General features: G+C 71.2%; 13 protein-coding genes. All 13 read right to left on the bottom strand.

Annotation, left to right across the window (positions count from 1 at the left end; all coding sequences use genetic code 11):
* Positions 1–44: 44 nt before the first annotated feature.
* On the bottom strand, positions 45–1,664 hold the full coding sequence (locus IF29_RS0136235) for a CehA/McbA family metallohydrolase (RefSeq protein ID WP_380522019.1): 1,620 nt from the start codon (positions 1,662–1,664) through the stop codon (positions 45–47).
* 150 nt (positions 1,665–1,814) lie between these two features.
* On the bottom strand, positions 1,815–2,804 hold the full coding sequence (locus IF29_RS0136230; protein WP_030264764.1) for a zinc-dependent alcohol dehydrogenase family protein: 990 nt from the start codon (positions 2,802–2,804) through the stop codon (positions 1,815–1,817).
* Entirely contained in the window at positions 2,801–3,688 is an 888-nt protein-coding gene (locus IF29_RS0136225) for a carbohydrate ABC transporter permease (protein WP_030264762.1), read from the bottom strand. The genes IF29_RS0136230 and IF29_RS0136225 overlap by 4 nt, the downstream gene beginning before the upstream one ends.
* The gene (locus IF29_RS0136220) at positions 3,685–4,650 is read right to left on the bottom strand and encodes a carbohydrate ABC transporter permease (RefSeq protein ID WP_030264759.1); all 966 of its coding nucleotides are present in this window, start codon (positions 4,648–4,650) and stop codon (positions 3,685–3,687) included. The genes IF29_RS0136225 and IF29_RS0136220 overlap by 4 nt, the downstream gene beginning before the upstream one ends.
* Before the next feature lie 16 nt (positions 4,651–4,666).
* Positions 4,667–6,037, bottom strand: coding sequence for an ABC transporter substrate-binding protein (locus IF29_RS0136215; RefSeq protein ID WP_030264755.1), 1,371 nt, complete (start codon positions 6,035–6,037; stop codon positions 4,667–4,669).
* Between the two features lie 132 nt (positions 6,038–6,169).
* Positions 6,170–6,937, bottom strand: a complete 768-nt coding sequence (locus tag IF29_RS0136210; RefSeq protein ID WP_030264748.1) for a DeoR/GlpR family DNA-binding transcription regulator — start codon at positions 6,935–6,937, stop codon at positions 6,170–6,172.
* 247 nt (positions 6,938–7,184) lie between these two features.
* Positions 7,185–9,383, bottom strand: coding sequence for an alpha-galactosidase (locus tag IF29_RS0136205; protein WP_030264745.1), 2,199 nt, complete (start codon positions 9,381–9,383; stop codon positions 7,185–7,187).
* A 35-nt stretch (positions 9,384–9,418) separates the two neighbouring features.
* Complete coding sequence (locus IF29_RS0136200) at positions 9,419–10,762, bottom strand: ABC transporter substrate-binding protein (protein WP_030264742.1); 1,344 nt, start codon at positions 10,760–10,762, stop codon at positions 9,419–9,421.
* Between the two features lie 121 nt (positions 10,763–10,883).
* Positions 10,884–11,858, bottom strand: coding sequence for an acetylxylan esterase (locus IF29_RS0136195; protein ID WP_051726492.1), 975 nt, complete (start codon positions 11,856–11,858; stop codon positions 10,884–10,886).
* A complete protein-coding gene (locus IF29_RS0136190; RefSeq protein WP_030264736.1) occupies positions 11,852–14,326 on the bottom strand; it encodes a glycosyl hydrolase family 95 catalytic domain-containing protein in 2,475 nt (824 codons plus the stop codon). Before IF29_RS0136190 ends, IF29_RS0136195 begins: the two co-directional genes overlap by 7 nt.
* An 8-nt stretch (positions 14,327–14,334) precedes the next feature.
* On the bottom strand, positions 14,335–15,273 hold the full coding sequence (locus tag IF29_RS0136185; RefSeq protein ID WP_030264734.1) for a carbohydrate ABC transporter permease: 939 nt from the start codon (positions 15,271–15,273) through the stop codon (positions 14,335–14,337).
* Positions 15,274–15,301: 28 nt separating this feature from the next.
* Complete coding sequence (locus IF29_RS0136180) at positions 15,302–16,237, bottom strand: carbohydrate ABC transporter permease (protein WP_084715430.1); 936 nt, start codon at positions 16,235–16,237, stop codon at positions 15,302–15,304.
* Positions 16,238–16,313: 76 nt separating this feature from the next.
* Positions 16,314–18,449 carry a fibronectin type III domain-containing protein gene (locus IF29_RS0136175; RefSeq protein WP_084715429.1) on the bottom strand — a complete coding sequence of 712 codons (2,136 nt, stop codon included), beginning with the start codon at positions 18,447–18,449 and terminating at the stop codon, positions 16,314–16,316.
* Between the last annotated feature and the right edge of the window lie 38 nt (positions 18,450–18,487).

Here is an 18,487-nt window from a genome sequence, read left to right as displayed (position 1 = left end):
CGAGCAGGCGGCGTGGCCGGGCGGCGGGAGCAGGCGACGGGGCGTCAGCCGACCCGCAGGAAGACCGGGTTGGTGAGCGCCGCCATCGGACCCCAGACCAGCGCCGGGCCCATGGTGTTGCCCTGGCCCGGGCTGCCGTCGGCCATCGGCTGGCGCACCTCGGCGCGGACGTAGGCCGCCAGCGAGGTGGTGGTGCGCCAGACCACCGTGCCGGTGCCGGAGTCGGGCAACGACTCCTGGTGCAGCTGGCCCTCGTCGGTGATGAAGCGGACCGTGCCCTTCGGCACGCCGGACACGTCGATCCGGACGTCCACCGGGGCGTCGGCCGCGGCGGTCAGCGTGCCGCCGATCCCGGCCTGCCGGCCGCCGCCGGTGACGGTGAAGTCCAGCTGCACCGCCGAGGACTCGGCGATCCAGCTGTGCCCGGCCTTGATGCCGGCCAGCACGTCGGGGGTGGTCAGGTCGTCGGCCAGGACCACGTTGTGCGGCAGCCCGATCACCTGCGGAACGCTGTGGGCGTCGCTGTTGCCCATGGCCGGGGTCCAGCGCCGGCCGGTGCGCACGGCCTCGCCGAGCCTGGCGTCCCAGGTGTCGACCGCCGACTCGTCGTCGTAGGTCCAGGGGCCGTTCCAGACCTCCATGGCGTCGGCGTCGTCGTAGCCGGACTTCCACTGGCAGGCGATGTACGGGCAGTACGGGTGCGCCGGCACGACCAGGCCGCCGGAGCGGTGCACCTGGCCGGCGAAGCGGGCGAAGGCGTTGTCGCGGGAGCGGTAGCGCCAGTCGATCCACTCCCCGGCCGGCAGGCCGAGCGCCAGCCAGTGGCCGTTGCGGGTGGTGACCTCCTCACCGGTGACGATCAGCAGGTCGGGCCCGGAGTACTGGCCCCAGACGGCGTGCGAGGAGCTGGTGTTGTGGTCGGTGGAGACCATGAAGTCCAGCCCGGCGGCCCGGGCACCGGCCGCCACCTCGGACGGCAGCCGTCGGCCGTCGGAGTAGACGGTGTGCAGATGGCCGTCGCCCCGGTACCAGGCCCGGCCCCGGCCCTTGGCGCGCTGCGGCGGGTAGTTCGGCACGAAGGCCGGGCCGGGCGCACCGAACGTCAGCGTCACCTGGACCTGGTAGTCCAGGCCCTGCGGCGCGACCTGGTAGGGGCCGAGGACGACGTGCCAGGTCCCGGCGCCGACCGGTCCCGGCAGGTAGCCGGGGGTCGCCTCGGTGTTGCTGATCTCGAAGGAGGTCCGGAAACCGCCGGACCAGCCGCGGAATCCCCTGCCGCCGAGGGCGGTGCCGCGCTGGTCGAAGACGCCGATGTCGCAGGAGTTGGCCGGGGTGCCGGCCTGGACGGTGGGCTTGTCGTAGGAGTACTGCACCGCGAACTGCTGCACGCCCTCGGGCACCTCGACCGGGAGGTAGACGAAGTCGGCGGCGCCGGTGTCGAGGTGCCCGCTGACGGTGCGGGTGACGGTGCTGCCGGGGGCCGGGGCAGCCGCTGACGTGCCGTCAGCCGCCTGGGCGGACGCGGCCGGGCCGAAGGCGACCGGGGCCAGCGTGATCGCCGCCGCCCCGGCCGTGACGCCGAGCAGCATCCGGCGGCGGTCGAAGGCGTGCTGCTCGCAGGGCTCGTCGGCGGGGTCGGTGGGGATGGTGTCCTCGGGGTGCATGGTGTCCTCCACGGGGTCGACCGGCTGTGCACGATCGGTGCACCGGACCTTTGACACCTTCGTCCGCCCGCGTGAACACCGGACGACAACCCACCGTCCGCAACCTGATCCGATGTCGACGACCACGCCGGCCCCGGCCCCCACGGATCGTCAGGGCACGACCTGGATCTTCCGTCCCTTCCCGGCCCGGAACTGCTGGAGCGCCGCCGCGTAGTCGTCCAGCGGCACCCGGTCGCTGATGAACACCTCCGGGTCCAGCACCCCGGCGGCGAAGAGGTCGGCGGCCCGTTCGAAGCTGTGCAGGACCGCCATGGAGCCGGTGATGGTGATCTCCTGGTTGTAGATCCGGTAGGGCTCGATGGTGGCCCGCGCGGCGTAGTCGGAGACGCCGAACTGCAGGTAGGTGCCGCCCTTGCCGACCCGTCCCAGCGCGTCCTGGATCGCCTCCTGGTTCCCGGTGGCGTCGATGACGACGTCCCAGCCCCTGGGCCGCTGGATCTCGTCGGCGGAGGTGGCCGCCTCGGTGCAGCCGAGGGAGCGGGCGGTGGCCAGCCGCTCGCTGTTGACGTCGACCACGTCGACCACCGCCGCCCCGGTGCGCTTGGCGAGCTCCAGCATCATCAGGCCCATCGTGCCGGACCCGTAGATCAGCACCTGGGTGGCCAGCCGGCTGCGCAGCACGTCGTACCCGCGGACGGCGCAGGACAGCGGCTCGATCAGCGCCGCGTCCCTGGTCCGGACGTGGTCCGGCAGCCGTACGCAGTTGGCGGCGGGGGCCACCGCGTACTCGGCGGCGCCGCCGGGTGCGGTGACGCCGATCGCCGCCCAGCGCTCGCAGAGGTTGTTGCGGCCCAGGCGGCAGTAGTGGCACTCGTGGCAGTACAGCGAGGGGTCGGCCGCCACCCGGTCGCCCACGGACAGCTCGCGGACCTCGGAGCCCAGCGCGACCACCTCGCCGGCGAACTCGTGGCCGGGGACGATCGGCAGGGTCGGCGCGAACTCGCCCTGCAGGATGTGCAGGTCGGTCCCGCACAGGCCGCAGGCGGCGACCTGGACCACGACGTCGCGGGGACCGGGCGTCGGGTCCTCGACGGTCTCGATCCGCACCACCCCGGGCGAGCTGATGACGGCTGCCTTCACTTGACTGCTCCAAGGGAGAGGCCCTGGACCAGCTTGTCCTGGGCGGCGAACCCGGCGATGAGCACGGGCAGGGAGATGCAGACGGCGGCGGCGCACACCTTGGCCAGGAAGAGGCCCTGGCTGGTGACGAAGCTGGTCAGGAACACCGGCGCGGTGCCCGCCACCACACCGGTCAGCACCTCGGCGTAGAGCAGTTCGTTCCAGCTGAAGATGAAGGCGATCAGCGCGGTGGCGGCGATGCCCGGGGCGGCCACCGGGGCCACGATCCGGCGCAGGGTGACCAGCAGCCCGGCCCCGTCGATGGCGGCCGCCTCCATGATCTCCTTGGGCACCTCGGCGAGGAAGGAGCGCATCATCCAGACCGCGATCGGCAGGTTCATCGAGGTGTAGAGGATGACCAGCAGCCAGATGTCGTCCAGCATGCCGGCGTACTTGGCGATCAGGTACAGCGGCAGCAGTCCGGCCACCACCGGCAGCATCTTGGTGGAGAGGAAGAAGAACATCACGTCGGTCCACTTGCGCACCGGCTTGATCGACAGCGCGTAGGCGGCCGGGATGGCCAGCAGCAGCACCAGCACGGTGGAACCGATGCTGGCGGTCAGCGAGTTGATCAGCGGCGGCCAGGGGCTGACGCCGGTGGTGGCGCCGAAGAACTCCCGGTAGCCCTGGAGGGTCAGGCTCGCGCCGAGGCTCGGCGGGTTGGTGGCGGCGCTGGACTCGCTGTGCAGCGAGGTGAGCACCATCCAGGCGAAGGGCAGGAAGAAGACCAGCCCGCACAGCCAGGCCAGCAGGCCCAGCAGGCTGCGGTTGCGGTTCTCCCGGTTGCGGCGGGCCTTCGCCGGCCGAACCGCTGCGGGGCGGCCGACTGCCGCGGTGGCGGTCACAGCGTCTCCTCTCGGAACAGCGATGAGACGGTCCTCAGCGCGAAGGTGGCGATCAGCAGCGAGCAGGCGACCACGATGACGCCGTCCGCGGACGCCTCGCCGTAGTCGTGGCCCTGGTAGAAGGTCTCGTAGACCTTGTAGGGGAGGTTGGCGGTGCCCAGGCCGCCGGAGGTCAGCGTGAACACCGCGTCGAAGTTCTGCACCACGTAGACGCTGCCGAGCAGGGCGGCGAGTTCCAGGTAGCGGCGCAGGTGCGGGAAGGTGAGGTAGCGGAACACCTGCCAACTGCTCGCGCCGTCCACCCGGGCGGCCTCGACCACGTCCAGGGCCCGGCTCTGCAGCCCGGCCAGCAGGATCAGCATCATGAACGGCGTCCACTGCCACACCAGCGACGCCTCCACCGAGATCAGCGGGACCACCGACAGCCAGTCCGGCTGCGGCGCGTGCCCGCTGCCGAAGAGGCTCCAGACCCAGGTCAGCACGCCGTCCAGGAGCCCGTACGAGGCGTTGTAGATCGCGTGCTTCCAGAGCAGCGCCGAGGCCACCGGCACCACCAGGAACGGGGTGATCAGCATGGTGCGGACGATGCCGCGGCCGCGGAACCTGCGGTCCAGCAGCAGGGCCAGGCCGAGCCCCAGCACCAGGCTGACCAGGACCACGGTGGCGGTCAGCACCACCGTGGTCACGATGGCCGAGCGCAGCGTCGGGTCGGAGAAGGCGTTGCGGTAGTTGGACAGTCCGCCGAAGCCCCGGTCGCCCGGGTCCAGCGCGTTCCAGCGCATGAAGGAGATGACCAGGGTGCCCACGAAGGGCAGCTGGGTGACCACGATCATGAAGATCAGGGCCGGCAGCAGCGGACCCCTGCGGGCCCAGGCGCCGCGCGGCCGGGCCGCCGCCCCCGGGCTGCCCTGCCGGGCCGACCAGGAGAAGCGCTGCTGCCGCGGGGTCGAGAGGGTGCTCATGGTCTGCCTCCGCCCGTCACTGGCCGGCGTACTTGGCGCCGACCTTGGCGGCCAGGGCCTGACTGGCCTTCAGCGCACTTGCGACGCTGGTCTGTCCGGCGATCGCGGAGCTGATCTGCTGGGAGACCTGGGTGCCGAGGTCCTCGAACTCGGGGATGCCGACGAACTGGATCCCGGGGGCGGGACGCGGCTGCACGCCCGGGTCGGCCGGGTCCGCGGAGGTCAGCGCGGTCTTGGTGGCCGCGGCGAAGGCACCGGCCGACTTGAGGTAGTCGGGGTTGCTGTAGGTCGAGGTGCGCTTGCCGGCCGGCACCTGGGACCAGCTCAACTGGGCCCCGACCAGGTCCTCGTACTGCTTGCTGGAGGCCCAGGAGATGAACTTCCAGGCGTCGCTCTGGTGCTTGCTCGCCTTCTGCACGCCCCAGGCCCAGGTGTAGAGCCAGCCCGAGCTCTTGGTCTGCTCGACCGGGGCGGGTACGTAGCCGATCTTCCCGGCCACCGGCGAGCCCGCGCCCTCCAGCGACCCGGCCGCCGAGGTCGCGTCGTACCACATGGCGACCTTGCTCTGCTCCATGTCGTTGAGGCACTCGGTGAAGCCGGCCTGCGGTGCCCCGGCCTCGCCGTGGGCGCGCACCAGGCCGACGTAGAAGTCGGTGGCCTTGGTGAAGCCGGCGCCGGTGAGCTGGGCCGACCAGTCCGCGTTGAACCAGGTCCCGCCCATGGTGTTGACCACCGTGGTCAGCGGGGCGATGAGCTCGCCCCAGCCCGGCTGGCCGCGCAGGCAGATGCCCTTCATGCCGGACTCGGCCCCGTCGGCCTTCGCGGCCAGGGCGGCCACCTGGTCCCAGGTCGGGTTGGCGGGCATGGTCAGGCCCTTGGCCGCGAAGACGTCCTTCCGGTACATCAGGAAGGAGGACTCGCCGTAGAAGGGCTCGGCGTAGATCTGGCCGTTGACGGTCAGTGACTTGGCGATGCTGGGCAGGATGTCGCTCTGGTCGAAGGCGGTGTCGCCGTCGGCGAGCGTGGTGAGCGGGGCCAGCCAGCCGTTCTTGGCGTAGAACGGCGTCTCGTAGTTGCTGATGGTGGCCACGTCGTACTGGCCGGCCTGGCTGGAGAAGTCCTGGGTGATCTTGTCACGGACGTCGTTCTCGGGCAGCACGGTGAAGTTCACCTTGATGCCGGTGGTCTTGGTGAAGTTGGCCGCGGTCAGCTTCTGCAGGTCCAGCATCTGCGGGTTGTTGACCATCAGCACGTTGATGGAGTGCGAGCCGCTGCCGCCGCCCGCGGAGCCGCCGCCGGCGCCGCTGCACGCCGCGAGCATGGCCCCGCACAGGACCACGGCCCCCAGTGGGACGGTGCGACGCAGGACGGAATGTCTGTTCGTCATGGTGGTTCCCTTCGTGGATCCGGTCCGGTGGACCGGGGGTGGGTGCCGGTTCGGGACGTGCCTGATCGCGCCGCGTGCGGCCGGACGGGAAGGTCGGTACGGGCGGGAAAGGGTCGGTGCGGGAGGTAGGGGTCAGACGCGGATGACGCGCGGTCCCATCAGCGCGTAGCGGTGGGCCTCGGCGGCGGTCAGGCCGGTGCTGGTGACGATGGCTTCGAAGTCGCCGACCTCCGCGAAGCGGCAGAAGCTGCTGGCCCCGAACTTGCTGTGGTGGCCCAGGAAGATCCGTCGGCGCGAGACCTCCAGCGCCTTGGCCTTGACGTCCGCCACGACCGGGTCCGGTGTGGTCAGGCCGAGCTCCCTGGAGATGCCGTTCGATCCCAGGAACGCCACGTCGATGACGAACCCCGCCAGCATGGCCGAGGTCCAGGAGCCCACAGTGGCCAGGGTCCTGGCGCGGACCCTGCCGCCGAGCAGCAGCACGGTGATGTTGGCGGACTCCGCGATCGCCGCTGCGGTCGAGAGCGACGCCGTGACCACCGTCAGCGGCCGGTCCGAGGGCAGCAGCGCGGCCAGGATCTGCGGGGTGTAGCCCTCGTCCACGAACACGGTGTCGGCCTCGCCGAGCAGCTTGACGGCCTCGGCGGCGATCCGGCGCTTGTCGTCCACGTGCGAGTTCACCCGGTGCGCCAGGTCGGTCTCGAAGCCGGCGCCCTCGACCGGATAGGCGCCCCCGTAGGTGCGCCGGACCAGGCCCCTGCGCTCCAGTTCGCTGAGATCCCGTCGGATGGTCTCCGGCGCGACGGCGAAGTCGACGGCCGCGGCGGCGACCTCCAGCTGGCCCTGATGGCGCACCAGAGCCAGGATGCGGTGCTTGCGCTCCTCCGAGTTCAACTCCATCACCGGCCCCTTTGATCCGGTCCGGGCACGGTGCGCCCGGTTTTGCCCGCATGAGATTTATATCAACGGGCATGTCCGGTGGAGCTGCCCGGACCGGAGAAGATCTGCCCGATGATGTCCGGTTCGGTTACGCGAAAGGGCAGTTCAGCGGTGGGGGCCGAACAACTTGACCGTGTACAGCGCCCGGCCGCCCGGCACGGATGCCCGATTGGGCTCGTGACGGGCGGCCGGACTGGCGGAGTGGTGCTCAGCTCAGCCGCTGCACCTCGATGAGCATGGCCTGCTCCGGGTTGAGTGTCGGCATCGGCAGTCCCGCCAGGGCCAGTACCGCACCCGGGAGTTGGACCCAGCCGTCCAGGGCGCGGGTGGTCCAGGCCGGTCCCGCGGTCTGGTGCAGCGAGGGCAGGCCGAGCTCGGTGCGGATCCGGACCCGGTACCCGGCCCCGGCGTCCAGACCCGGCAGGCGTACCCGGCCGGACTGGCCGGCCGGGGAGGTGGTCAGCCTGGCCCAGCAGTACAGGGCCTCGGCGGCCCCCTCGGCGACCACTCCGTGCAGCAGTGTCGCCTCGTCCGGCAGGTCCGCGCGGACCACCCGGCCGCTGTGCAGCAGCGGGCGGAACTCCCGGTACAGCCGCGACCAGGCGCTGAGCCGCGCCAGCTCCCCGGGTGTGCAGCGGGTCAGGTCCTGCTCGATCCCGGCGTGCCCGAACAGCGCGGTAACCAGGCGGAAGGTGTCGGAGCCCGGCCGCCCCGTGGTGTGGCTGGGCGAGGGGCCGACATGGGTGCCGACGAGTTCGGGCGGCACCAGCTGCCCGGTCCAGCGCTGGATCGACTGCCGTTCCAGCGCGTCGTTGCAGTCGGAGGGCCAGATCCGGTCGGTGCGCGCCAGGATGCCCAGGTCGACCCGGCCGCCGCCGCTGGCGCAGCTCTCGATCTCCAGCCGCGGATGGCGCTGCCGCAGCGCGTCCACCAGCCGGTACAGCGCGTCCACCTGCGCCCGGCCGCCGGGCCGGTCGGTCCCGCCGGGGCCGCGACGGACCGCCTCGTGCAACTCCCGGTTGTGGTCCCATTTCAGGAAGTCGACGGCGTAGCGCCGGACCAGGTCGTCGAGCGCGGTCAGCAGGTACTGCCAGGCGTCCGGGTCGGCCAGGTTGAGCGTGTACTGGTTGCGCGCGGTGGGGCCGAGGCCGGCGGAGGGTCCCAGGATCCACTCGGGGTGGCTGCGGGCCAGGTCCGAGTCGGGGCTGACCATCTCCGGCTCCACCCACAGCCCGAACTCCATGCCCAGCCAGCGGACGTGGTCGACCAGGGGTGACAGTCCGTCGGGCCACACCTCCTTGTCCACGGTCCAGTCCCCCAGCCCGGAGGAGTCGTCGCGGCGGCCGGTGAACCAGCCGTCGTCCAGCACGAAGCGCTCCACGCCGATCCCGGCGGCCCGGTCGGCGAGCTTCAGCAGGCGGTCCAGGTCATGGTCGAAGTACACCGCCTCCCAGCTGTTGAGGATCAGCGGGCGCGGGCCGCGCGGATGGCCGGGACGGGCCCGGAGCATCCGGTGGAAGCGGTCGGCGAGACCGTCCAGGCCGGCGGCGGACCAGGAGAAGTGGCAGACCGGGGTGCGGTGGCTCTCGCCGGGGCCGAGCCGGATCTCCCCGGCCCGCAGCAGCTCCCCGCCGCCGAGCACGGCGGCGTGCGTGCCCGCACCTTCGGGCAGCCGCTGCACCAGGTAGCGCTGGTCCCCGCTCCAGCCGACGTGCAGGCCCCAGACCTCACCGTGGCCGAAGCCGAAGCCGGGGGTGCCGACGGTCATCAGATAGGGCGAGTCCACCCCCGGCTTTCCGCGCCGCACCTCGCGGTTGTAGCCACCGAACCCCAACTCCCTTCGCTGCGGCGACCGTTCGCGGCTCCACTTGCCGGTGAAGTCCAGCACCTCGGTGGCCCTGGCCGGCAGCGGCAGCAGCAGGGTCAGCTCCGCGAGGTCGTACGGGGCCGAGGCGTCCCCCGCAGCGGACCGGTTGGCGACCTCGGCCTGCACACCGAGCACCCCGGCCGGGTCCAGGCGGTAGCTGACGGTGATGTCGAGATCCGCGTCCGCGTCATGCAGACGGATCGTCAGTTCACCACCACCGTCAGCCTCTTCGCTGTGCTCGACGCCGGTGCTGGTGACCCTCGGGGTGGTCCCGGTGCCGGCCCGGTGCCCCTGCTGGGCAGGGGTGCCGGACCAGCCGTCGGCCTCGGTCGGCCAGACGGTGAACCGGCGCGGCACGTCGACGGAGTTGTTGAGCACGGCGGGCTCGGCGGTCAGACTCAGCGCGGCGCCGTCCGCGTCCGAGAGATCGCCGAGGTCCGCGCCCCAGTGCAGGACTCTGGGCACCGGCTCGGTGAGCTCGACGACGAGTGCGGCGCCTGCCGCGCGCAGGGAGACGATCCGCGCGGGGATGCTGGGCATGTAGTGAGTCCTTTCCGCATGCCGGTACCGGGGGGTCAGTTGTTGCCGGCGAGGATGCTCTTGCTCTTGCTCTGCATCGTCGCGAACACGTCGTCGTTCTTCTGGCCGGCGAAGTATGCCTCGAACTGCGGCTCCATGGCGTCCTGCATGGCGGCTCCGTTGCCGTAGACCGTCGCGGCGAAGAGGACCTTGTTGGTCATCATGCCGGTGAACACCGACAGGTCGACACCCTGGGCCGCCATGGCCTTGGCCGAGGAGTTCATCGCGGCCGGGATGGACGGGAAGAAGGTGCCGGTGGTCGACGCCGCGCTCTGGCACTCCTCCGAACCCATGTAGGAGACCCACTTCCAGGCCAGGTCGGGGTTCTTGGTCCCGGCCCAGATGTTGTTGCCGTTGGAGTTGCTCATCACGGCACGCTTGCCGTCGGGGCCCAGCACGGTGGGCGCGATGCCGACCTTGACGCCCGGGATCTTGGCGAAGGTCGACGCCTCCCAGGAGCCGCCGGTCTCCATGGCGACCTTGCCGGAGGACAGCTGGTCCACGTCGCTGGTGGTGAAGGTGCCGATCTTGGGCGCGTAGCCCTTGTCGGTGAGCGAGCGCACCCAGTCCATGGTCTGCACGAAACGCGGGTCGTCGTAGTTGAAGACGGTCGGCCAGGTGGCCTTGTCGCCGAGGGTCCACCCGGTGGTGGCGACGAAGGAGCTCCAGGTGGACTCGCCGATGAAGTCCTTGGCGGCGATCGCGCCGAAGCCGTACGTCTTGACGTGCGCCTTGTCGAAGCCGGGCTGGTCGCCGCGCACGCCCTTGTCGTCCACGGTGAGGTGGGCGACCATCTTGCCGAACGTGCCGCCGTCGGTGGGGTTCCAGGTCATCGAGTCGACCTGCTGCTTGGTGTAGCCGGCCTGGGCGAGCTTGGTGGCGTTGTAGTACATGCCGGTGGCCGCCCAGTCCAGCGGCAGCGCGTACTGCTTGCCGTCGGTGAACTTCCAGGCGTCCACGCCGACCGAGAACTTGGACATGTCGAACTTGCTCGCGGCGATGTCGCTGTCCAGCGCCAGCAGTTGGTGCTGCGAGGCGTACGCCTGGAAGAACTGGACGCTGTTCTGGAAGGCGTCCGGGGCGTTCCCGGCGACGAAGCCGGCGGTGAGCTTGGTGAAGTAGTCGGCGACGTCGTACTGCGAGATCTTGACGGTGACGCCCGGGTTGGCCTTCTCGAAGGCGGTGGCACAGGTCTGGTAGGCGGCGGCCTGCTTGTCGTCCCAGGTCCACCAGTTGATGGTCTTCGAACCGGACGCGCTGCTCGACGAGCTGGCGCAGCCGGAGACGACGGCGGTCAGGGCGACGGCCACGGCGAGCGCGGGAAGGGTGCGGATTCTCATGGTTCGTTCCTCGATTCATCGGCCGCGCCGGGAGGACGCGGGCAGGAGGGATCCCGGCACCGGCCGGTGCGGCCGGTGCCGTGGGGTGGGGTGAGGTGGGATCGGTTCGGGTGGGCGGCGCTCAGCGCCCGTGCTTGAGCAGGTCCCGGAAGGCGGGCAGGACCACGGCCAGGTCGTCGCTGCCGCCGGCGTCGTGGCCGTTGTACTCCCAGGCCCGGATCTGCTTGGCCCCCGTGTAGGCGTGGAAGGCGCCGAAGGCGGTGGACGGCGGGCAGACACCGTCCATCAGTCCGGCGGAGAACCAGGCGGGTGCGTCGGCCCGGCGGGCGAAGGCGATCCCGTCGAAGTAGCCGAGGGTGGCGAAGACCTGCTCGACCCGGTCCCGGCGGGCGGCCAGGTAGCCGGCGAGCTCCGTGTAGGGGCCGCTGCCGGTGATCCGCGTCGCACGCCGGACGTCGCACAGGAACGGCGCCTGGAAGTGGGCCGCGCCCAGTTCCGGGACCAGTCCGGCGACCGCGAGCGCGATGCCGCCGCCCTGGCTGGCCCCGACCACGCCGACCCGGCCCGGGTCGACCAGCGGCGACTGCCGCACCGCTTCCACGGCGCGCACCGCGTCGGTGAACACCCGCCGGTACACGTAGTCGCGCGGATCCTCGATGCCCCGGGTCAGGAAGCCGGGGTGGGAGGGGCCGCTGCCCACCGGGTCGGGGGTGGCGCCGCCGCCCGCGTAGGCGCCGCCCTGGCCGCGGACGTCCATCACCAGGTGGACGAAGCCGGCCGAGGCCCACAGCAGGTCGTCCAGCGGGTGTCCGCGCCCGCTGGCGTAGCCGTGGAACTGCACCACCGCCGGCAGCGGCCCGCTACGCTGCCGCGGCGCCCGCAGCCAGCAGCGGACCGGATGGCCGCCGAAGCCGGCGAAGGTCAGGTCGAAGACCTCCACGGTCTCCAGCGGGGTCTCGACCGGGGTCAGCGTCGGCGCCAGCTCGTGGCCGCGGGCCTCGGCCAGGGTGCCGCTCCAGAAGTCGTCGAAGTCGGCGGGTTCCTGGAAGCTGCTGCGGTACTCCCACAGCGCGGGGAGGTCCAGATCGGTCAGCACGGTGCCGTCACCTCCCCGGGGACCTCCCGCAGCCCGGCGTCGAGCACGGCCTGCTCCCCCACCGCCAGCTTCAGCGTCACCGTCCGCTCGGCGAAGCGCACCAGCACCGGTTCCGCGCCGTCACCGTTTACCCGACGGACCGTCACCAGGCTTGGCACGCCCCCGGACCAGGCGAAGTCGACCTCGACCCCGCCGCGGCAGCGCAGCCCCCGGGCCCGGCCCTGCGGCCACTCGGCCGGGAGGGCCGGCAGCAGGTGGACCGTGCCGGCGTGGCTCTGCAGCACCATCTCGGTAAGCGCCGCCATCAGCCCGTAGTTGCCGTCGATCTGGAACGGCGGGTGGGTGGAGAAGAGGTTGGGCAGCAGCCCGCCCCACTGCGAGCCGTCGACCGCGGCGTCGGTGTCCGGGTCGGCCGCCAGCGGCCCGGACGCCTCCAGGAACAGCGCGCGGGCGGTGGCCGCGTCGCGCAGCCGGGCCCGCAGCACGGTCTTCCAGGCCCAGGACCAGCCCATCGCTCCGGGGCCGCGACGGTCCATCAGCCGCAGTGCGGCGGCGGCCAGTTCCGGCGTGGCGTCCGGGTCGATCTGCCCCAGCGGGTGCACCGCGACCATCTGGGACAGGTGCCGATGGGTGGGGTCCACCTCGGGGAGGTCCTCGGCCCACTCCTGCAGCCAGCCGCCGGCGGAGACCAGCGGCGGGCGCAGCCGTGGCAGCGCGGCGCCGATCTCCGCCGTCACCGGGTCGTCGTCGAGGCCCAGCAGTTCCGCCGTGCGCAGGGTGCGCTCGAACAGTGCCCGGATCAGGGCGCTGTCCATGGCCGGGGAGCGGGTCAGCGACCGCGGGCCGCCGTCGGCGGCACGGAACAGGTTCTCCGGCGAGGTGCCGGGGAGGGTGTCCAGGAAGCCGTTGCCGTCGTCGACCAGCCAGTCCAGGCAGAACAGCGCGGCGCCGCGCAGCACCGGCCAGGCGCGGTCCCGGAGGAATCCGGTGTCACGGGTGAACTCGTAGTGGTCCCAGAGGTGTTGGGACAGCCAGACGCCGCCCGTCATCCAGATCGCCCAGGAGGGGTTGCCGTGGCCCATGCCGACCGGCAGCGCCCAGCCCCACATGTCGGTGTTGTGGTGGGTGACCCAGCCGCGCGCACCGTAGAGCTCGCGGGCGACCGGGCCGCCGGTCCGGGCGAGCCGGTCCAGCAGGTCGAACAGCGGCTCGTGGCACGGGCCGAGCCCGGCGGCCTCGGCGCCCCAGTAGTTCATCTGGGTGTTGATGTTGACGGTGTAGTTGGACGACCAGGCCGGACGCAGATCGGCGTTCCAGATCCCCTGCAGGTTGGCCGGCGGTCCGGCTCCCGGGCGCGAGGCCGAGGCCAGCAGGTACCGTCCCAGCTGGAACAGCACGGTGGCGGTGAGGAGTTCGTCGCCGCCGCCGAGGACGTCCCGCTCCACGTCGAAGGTTCCGGCCCGGCGCGGCCCGATGGTCAGTTCGGCGGAGCCCAGCAGGGCCCGCAGATCGGCCCGGTGCCCGCGCAGCAGTTCGTCGGCGCCGAGGGCCAGGGCGTCGGAGGCGGTGGCGGCGGCCGCGTCCCGGTGCTCCTGGCGGGTCCGGGACCGGCGGCCGGCCCAGTGGTCGGCGGCGCTGGTGGAGCTGGCGAAGGTCAGCAGCGCGTACGACATGCCCTGGACCGACCAGCCGCCCTCGTCCGTGCCGACCCGGCCGTCGGTGGCGATGCTCAGCGCGACGGCGCCGTAGGGGTCGTAGCCGTCGACGGGTGCGTCGGCGTAGCGCAGCGGTTCGGCGACGGAGGGCTCGTGCGAGGGGGCGCCGTCCACGGGTATCTCGACCCCGAGAACGCCGCCGGCGTGGTCGTAGCCGGAGTGCACCACCCGCAGCGGGGAGGTCAGCGCGAGCCGCAGGTCGGTGCGTCCGCCCTCCACGGCGAGGGACACGCACAGCGCACCGGCGGGGGCGCTGGCCCAGGTGAGCCGGCGGACCCGGAGGCCGTCCAGCTCCAACTCCTCCTCCACCACGCCGTCGTCCAGGTCCAGGGTCCGGCCGAGGTAGGCGGCCTCGCCGGGCCCCTCGCCGTCGGCTCCCAGCGTCATCAGCAGGTCGGCGTAGGGCAGGTACTCCTGGCTGTAGTCGCCCTGAAAGTCCATCAGCAGCGCTTCGGCGGTGGCGTGGTCCTGCTTCCTGAGCGCCTCGCGCACCTCGGCCAGCCGCTCGGGACCGGCGCCGCGGGCGAGGACCTGCTCCAGCGCGGCGGCAGGTCCGCCGGGCGTGCCGGACCAGACCGTGGAGTCGTTGATCTGGATGCGCGCGCTGTGCGCGCCGCCGAAGACCATCGCTCCCAGCCGGCCGTTGCCGACCGGGGCGGCCTCGTTCCAGACGGCCGCGGGGCGGGGCCAGGAGAGCCGGAGCCGGTGGTCCTGCTCTTCGGACGGGGCAGGGGAATCGGGGATGGGGTTCATGGGGTGACTCACTTGATTCCGGAGAAGCCGATGGAGTTGACGATCCGTTTGCCGAAGACGGCGAAGAGCAGCAGCATCGGCAGGGCGGCGATGAGGGTGGCTGCCATCAGTCCGGCCCAGTCGGGCGCGGCCTGCGGGGAGGACTGCTTGAAGACGGCCAGGGCCAGGGTGAGCGGGCGCACGCTGTCGTCGTTGGTCACCAGCAGCGGCCAGAAGTAGTCGTTCCAGGTGGTGATGAAGGTCAGCATGGTGAGCGTGGTCAGCGGCGCCGCGGTCATCGGCAGGGTGATCCTGAACAGCACCCGCAGCGGGCCGGCCCCGTCGATGATCGCGGCTTCCTCGATCTCGGTGCTCAGCCCGAGCATGAACTGGCGCAGGAAGAAGATGTTGAACGCCGAGAAGAAGGCGCCCGGCAGGATCATCCCGGCGAAGGTGTTGGTCAGGCCGAGGTCCTTGATCAGGACGAAGTTGGGCAGCAGGGTGAGGATTCCGGGCACCATCAGCGCGCACAGCAGCACCGAGAAGACCGCGTTGCGCCCGCGCCACTGCAGCCGGGAGAAGGCGTACGCGGCGATGGCCGAGCAGAAGACGATGCAGGCGGTCAGCACCCCGGCGTAGATCACCGAGTTGCGCAGGAACAGCGCGGTGTCCAGTGAGGCCCCCGAGCCGCCCTGGGCCTGGGCCTCCGCGACGCTCGATATGCCGAGGGCGCGTTCGAAGCCGCCGAGGGTGAAGCCGACCGGCAGCGGTGAGGACGGATCGGTGGCCAGCGCGTAGTTGTTGGACAGCGCCGTGCGCAGGATCCAGTAGAACGGGAAGATCGTGACGAGCACGACGCCGGCGATGTAGAGCCAGGCCAGGGCGCGGCCCGGGGAGAAGCCGGCCCTGCGGGCACTGCCCGAGGTGTGCGGGGTACGGGTGTCGTGGGGCGTACTGCGCCCCGGCATCGTCGCGGTGGACAAGGTCACGCCTCCTTCAGTTCAGGTCCGACTCGTTGGCGCGGGCGAGCCGCATCTGGGTGAAGGTGATCGCGATCAGCATCACGAACAGGGCCAGCGACATGGTCGCGGCGTAGCCGAAGTCGAACTGGCTGAACGCCTTGTCGTAGATGTACATCTGCAGCACGTTGGAGGCGTCGGCCGGACCGCCCTTGGTGGTGACCTGCACGATGTCGAACACCTGGAACGAGCTGATCACGCTGAGGATGACCACCATCACCAGGATCGGCCGCAGCAGCGGCACGGTCAGCCGCCGGAACATCTGGAACTCGCTCGCCCCGTCGATCCGTCCGGCCTCGTACACGGTGGCCGGGATGGTCTGCAGCCCGGCGAAGATCAGGACCGCGTTGTACCCCATCGACTTCCAGACGCTGATCAGGGCGAGCGAGGGGATCGCCCAGGCGCTGGTGCCGAAGAACATCACGGTGTGACCGGTGAGCTTGTTCAGGACCACGTTCACGATGCCCAGTTGGGGATCGAGCATCCAGGACCAGACCAGTGCGGCGACCACCCCGGAGATCAGGAACGGCAGCAGGATCAGCGCACGGATCACCGTCGACCTGGTCAGCCGGTGCAGGACCACCGCGGTCACCAGCGAGACCAGCACCCCGACGACCACCGACAGCAGCACGAAGTAGAGGGTGACCCGCAGCGAGTGCCAGAAGACGTCGTCCCCGACCAGCTCGCGGAAGTTGGCCAGGCCCACCCACTTCGGCGGTGTGAGGACGTGGAAGTCGGTGAAGCTGAGGTAGATGCCGCGCACCGTCGGATAGGCGAAGAAGACCAGGAATCCGACCACGGCCGGGGTGATCAGGATCAAGGCGAGCCGGCCGTCGTGCCGGTGCGCCGCGGATGCGCGCCCGGACGTGCTGCCCCGTGCTCTGCCTCGTCCCTGCTCGATGACCTGCGCCACGGTGTGCTCCTTTGCTACGGCTGCGGCGGTGCGGCCGGTCGGCGGCCCGCCGGATGGGGGCGGGCCACCGCCGGTACTAGAGGGTGATCTTGTCGATGTCCGACACGTAGTCGGTCGGGTTGCCGAACTCGATGCTGTTGGCACCGGCCTTCAGCTGGATCGGGACGGTGACGGTCTGCGGGGTGCCCCAGTCGTTGTTGTTGGTGCCGGACAGCGGGAGCTTGAAGGAGGTCCCGTTCACGGTGACCACGACGGTGCGGCTGGAGTCGCCGTCCACGTAGGCGATGTCGACCAGGTAGGTGCCGGCGCTCGCCACGGTGACGTCGGGGAAGGTCAGCGTCCCGGTACCGCCCAGGTTGCCGACCTTCTTGCCGCCCGAGCAGTTGCTGCAGTCGGCGATCGAGGCGTTGCCGGTGAGCGTGTTGGCGGAGGACTCCGCCTCGTAGCCGACCGCGCCGCCGGATCCCTTGGTGGTGAGCGTCAGCGGCGTCCCGGCCGCCGACCGGTGCCCGGACCTGTCGACGGCCAGCACGGTGAAGGTGTGGGTGCTGGAGTACCCCAGGCCGTAGACGGTGGCCGAGGTCCCGCTGACGGAGACGGACTTCTTCCCGTCGGTGTAGACCTCGTAGCCGGTCACGGCCGAACTACCGGCCGCCGAGGGGGCCCAGGCCAGCGAGACGCTGGACGACGTAGAGGCGGTGCCGTGCACGTTCGCCGGGATCGTGGGCTTGTTGCTGCCGGCCGGGGTGATCCGCAGCAGCCGCGAGCCGTGGGCGGGCAGGGCCGCGCTGAAGCTGCCGTTGGACTGGCCGAGGTTCTGGTGGCTCCACAGGTCGCGGACCGCGGCCGAGCCGCTGATCCCCAGGTCGCTCCAGTTGGCGGTGGTGGTGGCCGGGTCGCTGCCGAGGTTGAACAGGGCGACCGTGTAGCTGCCGTCGGCGTTGCGGGTGTACCAGGTCTGCTGGTCGGAGCTCTGGCTGACCGGGGTGGCCGGGGTGCCGGCCTGGTCGACGGCGAGCACCTCGTCGTTGGTCAGCAGCGACAGGCCGTAGCTGTCCAGCTTGGTCAGGTCGTCACCGGAGTACAGCGGTGCCGACTCGATCGCCCAGAGGGTGGCGTAGCTCTGCCGTTCGGCGTCGGTGAGACCGTCCATGGCCCCGTTGCCGACGTCGAGCGAGTCCAGGTTGTTCCAGTGCCCGGGTCCGGCGTCGGGGATCCACTGGACCACGTCGTTCCAGCGCTGCTTGACCGAGTTGTTCCAGGTCACCAACGTGCCGCAGTAGCACTCCACGTCGGTGTCGATCCGCCAGCCGTTGGAGTTGGCCTTCCAGACGTCGGCCTGGTTGTGGCTGAGCGCCCAGGAGATGGTGAACTGGATCGGACGGCCGGTCTGCTTCAGCGCCTGGGACCAGGCCTCGACGTCGGCGGTGTTGTCGTAGTTGGCGCCGCCCTGGAAGGAACCGGGGCCCACCCCGTCCAGCTTGAGGAAGTCCACGCCCCAGCCGGCGAACTCGTCCGCGATGGAGTCGATGTAGGCCTGGGCGCAGGAGCTGGAGAAGTCGATCTTGTAGGCGCTGTTCCAGCCGTTGGTGGTGCGCAGGTCGGGATAGACGATGTCCTTGGTGGTGCAGCCGGCCGCGCCGTAGATCGGAGTGGTCCCGGTGCCGTAGGCCTTGGGGTCCAGCCCGACCGCCAGGTAGATGCCCAGCTTGAGGCCCTTGCCGTGGACGTAGTCGGCGACATGGGCGATGCCGTCGGGGAAGGTCGTGGTGTTGGCCAGCGGGCGCCCGTAGCCGTCGAAGCCGTTCTGCCAGCCGGCGTCGATGTTGACGTACTGGTAGCCGTGCGACTTGAGCTTGGCGGCCACCACGTCGGTCTGCTGCAGGATGTGGGCCTCGGTCAGCCAGCTGGCCGAGCCGGTCGTGTTGACGCCCGGGTAGTTCGTCGACTCCAGACTCCAACTGCTCCAGCCCAGATAGGGCTTCTGGGCCAGGACCGTGGACGGATGCGAGGCCGGGGCGGCTGCCGGGGCCGGCGCGGCGGCTGTTCTGGCGGCGGCGGGCGCCGCCGCGACGGCCGTGGTCGGCGCCGCGAAGGCGGCCACCAGCGCGGCCGCCGTCAGCACGGCGGGGGCGAGGGTGCTCCGCAGTCCGCGCCGGAACGGCGTACGGGTGGGTCGGAGGCGTACGGGTCCTGCTGGAGGAGGTGCCATGACTACTCCATCTCGGCGCGCTGTTTACTGATCGGGAC

Origin of the sequence: Streptacidiphilus jeojiense (genome assembly GCF_000719095.1) — a bacterium.
GTDB classification, from domain to species: domain Bacteria; phylum Actinomycetota; class Actinomycetes; order Streptomycetales; family Streptomycetaceae; genus Streptacidiphilus; species Streptacidiphilus jeojiensis.
The sequence above is the reverse complement of the archived record's forward strand: the minus strand, read 5'-3'. Positions and strand labels throughout refer to the sequence as shown.

Bases quoted from the DNA above. Each gene is read 5' to 3' on its own strand.
- IF29_RS0136235 (WP_380522019.1), bottom strand. From the start codon at position 1,664: ATGCACCCCGAGGACACCATCCCCACCGACCCCGCCGACGAGCCCTGC.
- IF29_RS0136220 (WP_030264759.1), bottom strand. From the start codon at position 4,650: ATGAGCACCCTCTCGACCCCGCGGCAGCAGCGCTTCTCCTGGTCGGCC.
- IF29_RS0136215 (WP_030264755.1), bottom strand. From the start codon at position 6,037: ATGACGAACAGACATTCCGTCCTGCGTCGCACCGTCCCACTGGGGGCC.
- IF29_RS0136210 (WP_030264748.1), bottom strand. From the start codon at position 6,937: ATGGAGTTGAACTCGGAGGAGCGCAAGCACCGCATCCTGGCTCTGGTG.
- IF29_RS0136205 (WP_030264745.1), bottom strand. From the start codon at position 9,383: ATGCCCAGCATCCCCGCGCGGATCGTCTCCCTGCGCGCGGCAGGCGCC.
- IF29_RS0136200 (WP_030264742.1), bottom strand. From the start codon at position 10,762: ATGAGAATCCGCACCCTTCCCGCGCTCGCCGTGGCCGTCGCCCTGACC.
- IF29_RS0136190 (WP_030264736.1), bottom strand. From the start codon at position 14,326: ATGAACCCCATCCCCGATTCCCCTGCCCCGTCCGAAGAGCAGGACCAC.
- IF29_RS0136185 (WP_030264734.1), bottom strand. From the start codon at position 15,273: ATGCCGGGGCGCAGTACGCCCCACGACACCCGTACCCCGCACACCTCG.
- IF29_RS0136175 (WP_084715429.1), bottom strand. From the start codon at position 18,449: ATGGCACCTCCTCCAGCAGGACCCGTACGCCTCCGACCCACCCGTACG.